This is a genomic window from Bacillus cereus group sp. MYBK245-2 (assembly GCF_051916145.1).
In the GTDB taxonomy this organism is placed as follows: domain Bacteria; phylum Bacillota; class Bacilli; order Bacillales; family Bacillaceae_G; genus Bacillus_A; species Bacillus_A pacificus.
The window spans coordinates 65458-77043 of the sequence record NZ_JBQAGB010000011.1 but is presented as its reverse complement, the minus strand read 5'-3'; the positions used below and the strand labels follow the sequence as shown (position 1 = coordinate 77043).

Below are 11586 nucleotides of genomic sequence, written 5' to 3'. Positions count from 1 at the left end.
ATTTATATACCATCCTTTTCATTTAATGAAATATTTCTCGTAATCCCCAACAAGAGTATAACACAATTATATAAATAATGTATACTATTTATTTCTTTTTGTTTGTGTGAATGCATTATTTCCTTATTAATATTTCATTTCAGGCGCACTGAGAAAAACTTTCAGGAAAATGTGAATATTAATTGACAAATGAATATCATTTCTTTAGTATAGGTTGGGACGGATACTCTCTTATCCCGAGCTGGCGGAGGGACAGGCCCGATGAAGCCCAGCAACCTCACTTGTATTGGTAAACACAAGTGAATAGGTGCTAAAACCTGTGCGAGGCTACAGGTCTCGAACGATAAGAGCGAAGGGCAAAAAGCAGTATGCAAGTAGCAAATTAAACCTTTCCTCTCTATTATGTAGGAAAGGTTTTTCTGTATGCTTGTGTGGGAGAATAAATGTATGTCGCAATCTGTGGCAAATTAAGGATGAGTTCCGTACAATATATACAATTACTGTAGGGAGGTTTACCACATGACAAAAAAACGTCATCTGTTCACATCTGAGTCTGTAACTGAAGGACATCCAGATAAAATTTGTGACCAAATTTCTGATTCAATTTTAGATGCGATCTTATCAAAAGACGCAAATGCACGTGTAGCTTGTGAAACAACTGTAACAACTGGTTTAGTATTGGTAGCGGGGGAAATTACGACTTCTACTTACGTAGATATTCCAAAAATCGTTCGTGAAACAATTCAAGGCATTGGTTACACACGCGCAAAATACGGATTCGATGCAGAAACTTGTGCAGTTTTAACATCTATCGATGAGCAATCTGCTGACATCGCTATGGGTGTTGACCAAGCGCTAGAAGCACGCGAAGGTCAAATGACTGACGCTGAGATTGAGGCAATTGGTGCAGGAGACCAAGGTTTAATGTTTGGTTTCGCATGTAATGAAACACAAGAGTTAATGCCACTTCCAATCTCGCTTGCTCACAAATTAGCTCGCCGTTTAACTGAAGTACGTAAAGATGATACATTATCATACCTACGTCCGGATGGAAAAACGCAAGTTACAGTTGAGTATGATGAAAATGGTAAACCAGTACGTGTTGATACTATCGTAATTTCTACACAACATCACCCAGATGTTACATGGGAAGAAATCGATCGCGACTTAAAAGAGCACGTAATTAAAGCTGTAGTACCAGCAGAATTAATCGATGGAGAAACAAAATTCTTCATTAACCCAACTGGCCGCTTCGTAATTGGTGGACCACAAGGTGATGCTGGTTTAACAGGACGTAAAATCATCGTTGATACTTACGGTGGATACGCTCGCCACGGTGGCGGTGCATTCTCTGGTAAAGATGCAACAAAAGTTGACCGTTCTGCAGCATATGCAGCTCGTTATGTTGCGAAAAACATCGTAGCAGCTGGTCTTGCTGAAAAAGCAGAAGTACAACTTGCATACGCAATCGGTGTAGCGCAACCAGTATCAATTTCAGTTGATACATTCGGCACTGGTAAAGTATCTGAAGACGTACTAGTAGAACTAGTTCGTAACAACTTCGATCTTCGCCCAGCTGGTATTATTAAAATGCTAGACTTACGTCGCCCAATTTACAAACAAACAGCAGCTTACGGCCACTTCGGACGTACTGATGTAGATCTATCATGGGAACGTACAGACAAAGCTGCAGCTTTAAAAGAGCAAGCTGGTCTATAATATATGAAAAAAAGCTTTGCGCGGTGAGCGCAAAGCTTTTTTTATTTATAATTACGTTGGAATAAAGCGAAGAGTTCAATGTCATGCCAAGTGCCGTTGCGGAATATAGCTTCTTTACAAGTTCCTTCATGTTGAAAACCGAGTGATTTATATAATTTAATTGCTCTATCGTTAAAAGAAAATACTCGTAAAGAAAGGCGATGTAAATTTAATTCTAAAAATGCATAATTCAATAATAAGGTGAAAGCTTCCTTCCCATAACCTTGCCCCCAGTAATCCTTTTTACCAATATCAATAATGCATTCAGCGTTTCGATTATACGAATCAATATGAATTAAAGAAGTAATGCCAATTGGAAGGTTCGTAGCTTTTTCTTCAATGATATAGCTCTTAGCGTTTGGAGAATGAATAAATTGCTGGCAAAGTTTTTCTGTATCTTGAAAGGAATATTTATCAAGGTTAAGTGTAGTTGAACTCATAACGTCTATATCATTATGCCATTTATAATACGTTAGAATATCATCTTCGGAAAACTTTCGTAACTGGATACGGTTTGATTCAAACAATATAAGCCCACCTTTTGTATTTACTAGTTTTTGTTCATTATTTCAATACACGAGCTACAATAAATGTGTCCTTCTAGTTCAATATACTTTCTTATATTAGTCATACCACTTGGCGGAAATGGCATATGAATCCACGCTTTTTCATACGTTTGTATTTCTTTCCCGCATGATTTACAAAGGATTATATATAATCAGCCTTTCATTTGACGTGCTTTGCCCGCGCAAAAAGCACTGCTTAGTAAAAATAGTGTTGCAAATATAATGCTCACCAATGTCGCGTATGGGATTGCTCCTTTTAAGGAAAAGCCGACAGTGATGGAAGCGATGAATAAGAGGATGAATGTTGTTGTTAATTTTTTGTATAGTTCCATAATGAATCTCCTTTTTAAGAAGTATATAGTGTCATCTATCTGATACATATGTGGAAACTATTCCTGTAGAGTGAGTAATACCACCATCAGGCATAATAGCATACAATTTTAAAAAGTTAATATCGAACCCGTAAGCGATGCATTGAAAAAGGGATAATATAGTTAAGAATGGTATAATGGGTACGTATCGTTTTATATTTTGAATCATGAAAAGTTCCTTTATATGGATAAATATACTTATATTGTATCATGTTGAATTCTTTGATTCATACATAATTTTACAATGAAATGAAAGGAAAGATAAAAAATGAGCGTAACCGAACATAAAAAACAAGCGCCAAAAGAAGTGCGTTGTAAGATCGTGACGATTTCCGATACACGTACAGAAGAGACAGATAAGAGCGGACAACTATTACATGAATTGTTAAAAGAAGCAGGCCATACAGTGACATCTTATGAAATTGTAAAAGATGATAAAGAAAGTATTCAGCAAGCAGTTTTAGATGGTTATCATAGAGAAGATGTAGATGTTGTATTAACAAATGGCGGTACTGGCATTACGAAACGCGATGTGACGATTGAAGCAGTATCAGCGTTATTACATAAAGAAATTGTTGGATTTGGTGAGTTGTTCCGCATGATTAGTTATTTAGAAGATATCGGAAGCAGCGCAATGTTAAGTAGAGCGATTGGTGGTACAATTGGGCACAAAGTAGTCTTCTCGATGCCAGGATCTAGCGGCGCAGTTCGTCTTGCGATGAATAAATTAATTTTACCAGAATTAGGTCATATTACATTTGAGTTGCATCGCCAATGAGTAAGTGGGCTGGAATTGTATTAGCGGGCGGTATGTCGAGTAGATTCGGTGAGCCGAAAGCATTAGCAAGCTGGCAAGGGAGTACGTTTATTGAGCATATTTTGAAAGTGATGACAAGTGCGCTCCAAGAAGTTGTAGTCATTAGTCATTCTCATATAAAAGAGCGAGTAGAGGAATTCGTACAAGTTCCTGTTATCGAAGATATTCCGCATTATAAAGGGGACGGACCACTTGCTGGAATTGTATCAGGAATGGAATATATAGAAGCAGATTGGTACGCTATTATGCCTTGCGATGCGCCAAATGTTTCGCAAGAATGGTTTACCATTTTGCTCGAGCAAACGAGCAAGGAATACGATGCGGTTGTACCTATTATTAATGGAAGGAAACAACCGTTACTTGCGGCGTATCATAACCGCGTGAAAGAAAAGATTTATGCTTTGCTTCAGGAAGAAAAAAGAAGTATGGACCAGCTTTTATCACAATGTAATGTGAAATATATTGCTGGTGAAGATGTACAAGCAAATGCGGATTGGTTTATAAATGTGAATACGAAAGAAGAATATGTGCAGGCTCAAAAAGACCTTTCAAATGAATGAAAGGTTTTTTGGTATACAGAAATTGGGGAACAATTACTGTATAAAGGTATGTGAGTAAGTTGATTTTAAGGGGAATTTCTTAAAATCACTATACAGTTAAAATACTATATAACCATATTTTAATTTTTATGGGTTTTTATTACAAGTCTATTTAGTTATGTTTATTTTTGTTATAATGAATATAGGAATAAAGTGATATTTCACCTTGTGTATTATTTATCCGACTTTAATGGGCAGTAAGACCCCCACCTCAAAATTCAGGAAAAGCAAAGAAGTTAGGTGGGGGATCAACTGCCCATAAAAGTCCGATTGGTTCAACTAATAATCAGTGGGGGATGAAGAAAACCCCCACTGATTAAAGTTTCACTTTATTTAAGTAAAGTTTACAACTGTGTAATAAACTCCCTTCGTTTTTTGAAGGGAGTTTTTCTATTTAAGCAAGTAACTCTGATGCGTTATGTTGAAGGACTTCTTCATATTGGTTAAGCAAGCCACGAAAGATCTCATCCCAGCTTTTTGATTTCGCATAAGATGAAGCTGCTATTCCCATCTGCTCCAGTTTTTCTTCACTTTGTAATAAAGAATAAATGGATGATAGAAATGCGTCCTCATTTTTGGGCGGACAAAGAACTCCCGTTTTTCCATCTGTAATAATATTTTTAACTCCACCACTATTTGCACCGATGACAGGTGTGCCGCATGCAAGCGATTCAAGTACGACATTTCCAAATGTTTCAGTAGTTGATGGAAATACCATCAAGTTAGAACAAGCATATGCTTCAGCTAAATCCACGCCTTGTAAATAGCCAGTAAAAGTGACATTTGTTTTCGAAACATCTTCACGAAGACTTGTTGCTAGAGGACCGTCTCCTGCGATGAGCCAATGAATATCGTTTCGAGCATGCGTTGATTTAACGATAAGATTTTGCAACGTATCAATATCTTTCTCAGGAGCAATCCGTCCAATATAGGAAAGGACGTACTTCGCTGTAATATTATATTTTTTTCGGAATAGGTCTGTATTATAAGCTGGATGAAAAAGATTGCAATCCACACCACGTCCCCATATGGAGAGGGCCTGAAAGCCTTTATGTTTTAATTGATGTAATGTTTCAGGGGATGGAACGAAATTTTTTTGCATATGACTATGAAACCATTTTAAATAGTTCCAAAGCATATTGGAGAGAAATTCGATTTTGTAATAGCGTAAATAAGCATCGAAATCAGTATGATAAGAACCGACAACTGGTATGTTTAACTTTTTTGCATAATACAATCCACAAAGTCCCATGTTGAAAGGTGTAGCAATGTGAATCATGTCAGGTTTAAAGGAAAGAAGTTCTCGTTTAATGCGCGGAGTAGGAAAAGAAAAGCGACATTCTGGATATAATATTGTTAACGGGATACTTCTCATCTTGTTCACATTCGCTACGAAATTATCTTCAGCTGTATGCTGAGGAGCGAAAACAGAATAGGCGATTTTTTCTTTCTGAAAATATCGTGTTAACCGCTCTAACGTTTTCGCAACCCCGTTCACTTGTGGGGTAAAAGTATCGGTAAAAATGGCGACTCTCATCATATCACTCCTTTATGTGAAAAGTGGGATGAATTGATAAAAAGAGATGATGCCAGAGCAAGTGCCGAGGCACATACCGACGAATACATCAGACGGATAGTGAAGCCCTAAATAAATGCGCGAAATACCAACGCATAATGCTAACGGTAATAGGAAAATAAGTAAGCTTGGATCATAGCAAATAAATGGAATAAAGACAGAGAAAACAGCTGTTGTGTGACCAGACGGGAAAGAGTGGTCTTGTAATGGATGGACTGGATATTTTGCATCTTGAATTGTTAAATAAGGACGTTTTCGTGGATACCATCTTTTTAATATTTGCACAGGGACATGGCTAATTGCTAACGAAATAGCAGTTGCAATTGCAGCTTGGTGCAAAGTTCCATCTGCGAAAATTAAAAAGAACAGTGTGAGTGCGATGGAGAAAGTCGCGCCACCGATATGAGTAATATTGCTGAAAAAGACGTTTAACGTTTTTTGATCAAAGTATCGGTTAATTCCTTTGAAAATGTAACATTCTATTTTATACAGTCCACTGACCTTCATGAAAATTCTCCTCCCTCGTTTACATATATATGGAGATATTAGCTTTTATTTTAATAAGATTTTGTTGAGGGAGTAATAATGTTTTGTAAAGAAAAAGTTAGATTTTATATAAAAAAGCTGCCAGTGTTATGGCAGCAGTAAAATCATTTTTGTAGTGATTTATAATATTGACCTTTTTCAACGTATTGCGTGCGAATTCGCTCCATGTCTTTACGGTCTTCCTCTGTTAATTCACGAATGACTTTCGCTGGACGACCGAAAGCTAACGTGTTTGGCGGGATTTTCTTTCCTTGTGAAACGAGGCTGCCAGCACCGATAAAGGCTCCTTCGCCAATTTCAGCACCATCTAATATAATAGATCCCATTCCAATTAAAGCATCTTTTTTAATATGACAGCTATGTAAAATAACTTGATGCCCAACTGTAACGTCATCTTCTAAAATAAGAGGATACTGTGGGCTTTGGTGGAGTGTACATTGATCTTGTACATTTACCCGGTCTCCGATGATTGTTGGTGAAACATCGCCGCGTATGACTGTATTAAACCAAATACTTGATTCTTCGCCAACGGAAACATCACCTGTAATGGTAACGTAGTCAGCGATAAAAGCACTACTCGCAATTTTCGGATTTTTTTCTTTATAAGGATATATCATGTAAAGCCTTCCTTTCCTAGAGACTAGTTTCAGTGTATCAAATTATGAAAAAGAGTGAAATGGAGGAGGTTCGTATGTGGAATTACGAAGCGGAGGAAGCAAAGGCTGTAATCGTTATTGTGCACGGCGCGATGGAATATCACGGACGTTATGAAGCCGTTGCGGAAATGTGGAATCATAACGGCTACCACGTCGTGATGGGAGACCTTCCGTCACATGGAACGACTTCAAGAAATAGAGGACATATTGATTCATTTGATGAATACATAGAGGAAGTTAAATTATGGGTGAAAGAGGCAAGAAAGTATAGGTTACCTATTTTTATATTCGGTCATAGTATGGGTGGTCTTATCGTCATTCGTATGATGCAAGAAACGAAGAGAGAAGATGTAGACGGTATTATTTTAAGTTCGCCATGTTTAGGCGTATTAGCTGGACCTTCTGCACCGCTGCAAGCTGCCTCAAAAATATTAAATATTATCGCTCCAAAATTGCAATTCGCAACGAATCTTACAGTGGAAATGTCAACTCGTAATCATGAAGTGAGAGACGCGATGGAGAATGATTCATTGTTCTTGCGCAAAGTATCAGTACGTTGGTATAGTGAATTGATTAAGTCTATCGAAATTGCTCATAAGAAAATAGATGATTTTCCAGACGTTCCACTCTTGCTAATGCAAGCATGTGAGGATAAACTTGTAGATAAAACACGTGTCCGCACTTGGTTTGATAATGTTAAAATAAGTGATAAGGCTTTTAAAGAATGGCCGAATTGTTATCATGAGTTATTAAATGAGTATGAGCGTGATGAAATTTTGAATTATATTCAGGCATTTACTGAAATACGCATCAATAACATAATAGAAACAAATAAGTAAATTATTTGTACATTGAATAGAGGAGATGAAGGAAGAAGTGAACGTACCGAGTAATCCCATAACGCTCATGGCGAAAGTATACCGTGATGTGTTTCCGGTTGTACACCATGAGCTAGCGATGTGGAAAGAGCGTGCCTACCATATTCCGAATGATGAGCTTCATAGTCAGGCAATCGCAAGTATTGAGCATAAAACGTTTCATTGCGAAGGCGGTGGTATTTTAGCGCTATTAGCAAATGAACACCGAGAGGAATGTATTCGTTTTATCGTAGCGTATCAAACGATCAGCGACTATTTAGATAATTTATGTGATCGCAGTACATCACTTGATCCAAATGATTTTGCCGCGTTGCATGAATCTATGTTAATGGCATTATCACCTGAAGTAGAAGGTGGCGGTAATTATTATCGCTATCGTGATGATCAAGATGATGGTGGTTATTTAGACGAACTTGTTGAAACATGCCAAGATGTTTTAAAGAAAACGAAGCACTATGACAAAATTGCTCCTATTCTTCATGAACTTGCTTGTTATTATTGTGATTTGCAAATTCATAAACATGTAAAATTAGAAGAAAGAGAACCACGATTACAAACATGGTTTGAAGCGCATAAAGAAAACTTACCGGAGATGAGTTGGTTTGAATTTTCAGCATGTGCTGGTTCTACACTTGGAATCTTCTGTCTTGTCGCATATGCCTTCCATGATGAATTACATGATGAAGATATTGCGAAAATTAGACAAGGGTACTTCCCTTACGTACAAGGACTTCATATTTTACTTGATTATTTCATTGATCAAGAAGAAGACCGTATAGGTGGAGATTTAAATTTCTGTAGTTATTACGAAAACGAGCAAGTGATATTAGATCGTATGAAACATTTTGTAGAAGAAGCAGAGAAGAGCATTGGTGACTTGCCTCATGCGAAGTTTCATCGCCTTATAAGCCGAGGATTACTTGGTATTTATTTATCAGATCAAAAAGTATCAGCACAAAAGAATATGCACAAAATGGCACGGCGCATTGTAAAATACGGGGGTCTCACTTCACGATTCTTCTATTGGAACGGGAAGATGTACCGAAAGAAAACAGCGCAGTGATGAAGAAAACCACTCATGTAGAGTGGTTTTTTGTTATAATATGGTAAAGGTGGTGGCGAAATGAAGCAATTATTTCAAAAGCTATATGACCATATTGAAATAACGTTACTCGTGCTACTTTCCGTTTCATTTGTAACTGGAATGTATATGATGATGAATAGGCCAAGTGGTCCTACTATGATGGATTATGTGCCACAAGTAATAATTGGCACAATTATTATAGTAGATATTGTCTTTTTAATAAGTGGTAGAAAAAAAGAAAATAGTAAATAAAAAGCATTTGTACACGGTAGTACAAATGCTTTTTCACTATGAGCGTATTTTTGAAAATACATATATAAGAAGTTCAATCGCAAAAATAACTAACACAGATAGTCCAAATAAAGGCATGACAGCGCCTAGTATAACCATCATGATAAAGAAAACGATTATGCTTTTCTTATCTCTTTGCTTTGGCGGTGCTGCTAATTTTCCTTTCGGTTTTCTTGCTAACCACATTTTTATTCCGTAATAAATGAGAAGTAATAAAGATAATGTCGTTAGTAAGCATAATATTTTATTTGGCCATCCGAATAAATGACCTTCATGAAGCGGGATACCATAAGTGAACCATTGTGCAAATAAGCCATAATCACGATAGTCCGTTTTTGAAATGAGTTTTCCGCTATATTGATCAAAGTAAGCTGTTATTTCTTCATTTGGTGCCACATCCATGCCCGTAATACCAGAACCGCTTGATTTCGAAACGGTGAATACACCTTTCGGATCAGTTGGTAGTGAAATAACGTATGGCTTCTTTATTTCAATTCCTTTTTGTAATGTATCAACTGAAATTGCTTTTGGCTCATTCGAATTCGATTCAGGAGGAGCTTCTTTTCTAGTTGCCCACGGCAATTCTTTTACCTTTGATTCAGGCGGTGCCATATACAACTTTGGATATCCGATCGATTCATTCGACGATGCGATTTTATAAATTTGGTTGCCCATAAATCCTGACCATGGCAATCCAGATGCGACTAGCAGAACGAGAGGAATTGTAAATATAATACCGATAATAGAATGACGTCGTTTTGCTTTTTCTCGCTTATTGGATGCCAGTGTGTTTTTGAATTGGCGTATACTCATATAGAGCCCAGTAGCAATTAAGAAGATTGTCCAACATGCCGCAAGTTCTACAGTATAGTTGACGACAGTGCCACCAACTAAAAGAGAACTATGTAATTCACGCATTATATTCGCAAACGTTTCACTTGCATTTTGATCCCCAACAATTTGATTATTGCTATCTAAATACACATACTTTTGTTGTCCCGTATATTCATTTGCAATCGTAAGTCTCGTATTATAATCCCCATTAAACTCACTAATTTTCGTCACACTATAATGTGGATATTTTTTCTCTGTTAAGGAAATAGAATCAGCCATCGAAATAGATTCTGTTTGAGCACTCTTCCCAAAATATAAATCTTTATAGATGAAATCCTCAACCTCTTCCCGAAATAAATACCCAATTCCGCTCAGTGACAACGTAATAAGAAGCGGTGTAATAAAAAGCCCAGCATAAAAATGCCAACGCCAAAAAATGTAATGAAGCGAACGATTTACTTTCATACTTTCAGTTCCCCTAACCTTCCCTATATGAATAACTACTTATTTAATATAGCGAGATTAAGTGTGATTACTTTGAAAGAATTGTGAAGAAAGTTAAAAGTTTTTAGGGATTTTATTGATGAGACATATAATAAGTAATGTTTGCTTTCAGACGACCTTAATAACTGCTTTTTTTGTTCTATTTATTAAATCTATTATGTATTTTATATTTTTTAGAGGGAAAAATAAATTAAGTGAAACCAATAAATAAAAATACATTCTATAGATTGTAGCGGAATCCTTTACGGATATTGTAAAAACAATTATTTTGTTTTTGAGATCTTCTCATTGATAAAAAGAGTAGATTTAGGAAAGGGAAAAATAATGAAACTAGGTTTAGCCTTAGGCGGTGGCGCTGTACGGGGGTTAGCACATATTGGTGTATTAAAAGTATTAAAAAAGCATAACATTCCAATTGATTTTATTGCAGGAACAAGTATGGGAGGAGCCATTGGTGGATTAATTGCTGCTGGCATTGATGTCGAAGAAATTGAAGATTTTATTCTTACTACTACACCATCGTATCGCATGGTTGATTTTGGGATTGGAAAAAGGGGACTCGTGGCAGGAAATAAATTATATGGAATGCTACTTCAATTTTTAGAGCAAAAGGGATTAGCTAATATTCAAATTGAGCAACTGCCTATTCCATTTCGTGTAGTTTCCGTAGATTTAAAAAAGGGAAAAGCTTTCATTTTTGAACAAGGAAATTTAAGTTTAGCTATTCGAGCAACGACATCCGTTCCGGGACTTTTTATACCTGTAAAGCACGAAGAGAAAGTATTAGTGGACGGAGGGATACTTAATAATTTGCCAACGGATATCCCGCGAAAAGCAGGAGTAGAAATTGTACTTGCTGTAGATGTGGAGAGGGAGCATGAGGAAAGAGAGCCAAGAAGTATAATTGATGTATTAAATCGCTCCTTATCTCTTATGATGGTTGAAATGAGAAGGAAAAACCTTCAGTTTGCAGATGTAATTCTTCGTCCAAGAGTAGGGCAATTTCAAGCATTTGATATTACAAAGATTAAAGAGTGTATAGAAGCTGGAGAACAAGAGGCTGAACGAAAAATCATGGAAGTAGTTTCATTACTGAATAAGTAAAA

The 11586-nt window shown here is 36.7% G+C and carries 13 protein-coding genes and 1 riboswitch; of the genes, 7 read left to right on the top strand and 6 right to left on the bottom strand.

The annotated features are described in order from the left end of the window. The first annotated feature begins 228 nt into the window (after positions 1-228). A riboswitch (SAM riboswitch) is annotated at positions 229-350 on the top strand. 169 nt (positions 351-519) lie between these two features. Continuing rightward, a complete protein-coding gene (gene metK / locus ACTFRN_RS18350; protein ID WP_000163115.1) occupies positions 520-1719 on the top strand; it encodes a methionine adenosyltransferase in 1200 nt (399 codons plus the stop codon). 41 nt (positions 1720-1760) lie between these two features. On the opposite strand, the gene ACTFRN_RS18345 is transcribed toward metK, so the two are convergent. Together ACTFRN_RS18345 and ACTFRN_RS18340 are read right to left on the bottom strand one after the other, a co-directional pair. Continuing rightward, positions 1761-2285, bottom strand: a complete 525-nt coding sequence (locus ACTFRN_RS18345) for a GNAT family N-acetyltransferase (RefSeq protein WP_000464115.1) — start codon at positions 2283-2285, stop codon at positions 1761-1763. Positions 2286-2476: 191 nt separating this feature from the next. Then, positions 2477-2656, bottom strand: a complete 180-nt coding sequence (locus ACTFRN_RS18340; RefSeq protein WP_000424797.1) for a hypothetical protein — start codon at positions 2654-2656, stop codon at positions 2477-2479. Between the two features lie 307 nt (positions 2657-2963). On the opposite strand from ACTFRN_RS18340, the gene ACTFRN_RS18335 reads away from it, so the two are divergent. Both ACTFRN_RS18335 and ACTFRN_RS18330 read left to right on the top strand, forming a co-directional pair. Continuing rightward, the gene (locus ACTFRN_RS18335; protein WP_000117137.1) at positions 2964-3473 is read left to right on the top strand and encodes a MogA/MoaB family molybdenum cofactor biosynthesis protein; all 510 of its coding nucleotides are present in this window, start codon (positions 2964-2966) and stop codon (positions 3471-3473) included. Continuing rightward, positions 3470-4072, top strand: coding sequence for a molybdenum cofactor guanylyltransferase (locus ACTFRN_RS18330; protein ID WP_000049470.1), 603 nt, complete (start codon positions 3470-3472; stop codon positions 4070-4072). The genes ACTFRN_RS18335 and ACTFRN_RS18330 overlap by 4 nt, the downstream gene beginning before the upstream one ends. 433 nt (positions 4073-4505) lie before the next feature. Here the strand turns inward: ACTFRN_RS18330 and ACTFRN_RS18325 are convergent, their stop codons facing one another. The 3 genes from ACTFRN_RS18325 to ACTFRN_RS18315 all read right to left on the bottom strand — a co-directional run bounded on the left by ACTFRN_RS18325 (position 4506) and on the right by ACTFRN_RS18315 (position 6850). Further along, positions 4506-5648 (bottom strand): glycosyltransferase family 4 protein, encoded by a 1143-nt coding sequence (locus ACTFRN_RS18325; RefSeq protein WP_088106350.1) that lies wholly within the window; start codon positions 5646-5648, stop codon positions 4506-4508. Between the two features lie 12 nt (positions 5649-5660). After that, the gene (locus tag ACTFRN_RS18320) at positions 5661-6194 is read right to left on the bottom strand and encodes a phosphatase PAP2 family protein (RefSeq protein ID WP_000868590.1); all 534 of its coding nucleotides are present in this window, start codon (positions 6192-6194) and stop codon (positions 5661-5663) included. Between the two features lie 143 nt (positions 6195-6337). Next, positions 6338-6850, bottom strand: coding sequence for a gamma carbonic anhydrase (locus tag ACTFRN_RS18315; protein WP_000640208.1), 513 nt, complete (start codon positions 6848-6850; stop codon positions 6338-6340). A gap of 74 nt (positions 6851-6924) precedes the next feature. On the opposite strand from ACTFRN_RS18315, the gene ACTFRN_RS18310 reads away from it, so the two are divergent. Genes ACTFRN_RS18310 through ACTFRN_RS18300 form a run of 3 tightly spaced genes read left to right on the top strand, consistent with a single transcriptional unit; the run spans position 6925 to position 9103 of the window. Next, the gene (locus tag ACTFRN_RS18310) at positions 6925-7728 is read left to right on the top strand and encodes an alpha/beta hydrolase (protein ID WP_049110713.1); all 804 of its coding nucleotides are present in this window, start codon (positions 6925-6927) and stop codon (positions 7726-7728) included. Positions 7729-7765: 37 nt separating this feature from the next. After that, positions 7766-8830, top strand: coding sequence for a tetraprenyl-beta-curcumene synthase family protein (locus ACTFRN_RS18305; RefSeq protein WP_001102457.1), 1065 nt, complete (start codon positions 7766-7768; stop codon positions 8828-8830). Positions 8831-8890: 60 nt separating this feature from the next. Continuing rightward, positions 8891-9103: a hypothetical protein gene (locus ACTFRN_RS18300; protein ID WP_000811313.1), complete on the top strand. Its 213-nt coding sequence runs from the start codon at positions 8891-8893 to the stop codon at positions 9101-9103. Between the two features lie 36 nt (positions 9104-9139). On the opposite strand, the gene ACTFRN_RS18295 is transcribed toward ACTFRN_RS18300, so the two are convergent. Beyond that, on the bottom strand, positions 9140-10441 hold the full coding sequence (locus ACTFRN_RS18295; protein WP_000867814.1) for a PepSY-associated TM helix domain-containing protein: 1302 nt from the start codon (positions 10439-10441) through the stop codon (positions 9140-9142). A gap of 363 nt (positions 10442-10804) precedes the next feature. On the opposite strand from ACTFRN_RS18295, the gene ACTFRN_RS18290 reads away from it, so the two are divergent. Next, entirely contained in the window at positions 10805-11584 is a 780-nt protein-coding gene (locus ACTFRN_RS18290; protein WP_000765974.1) for a patatin-like phospholipase family protein, read from the top strand. Positions 11585-11586: the final 2 nt, after the last annotated feature.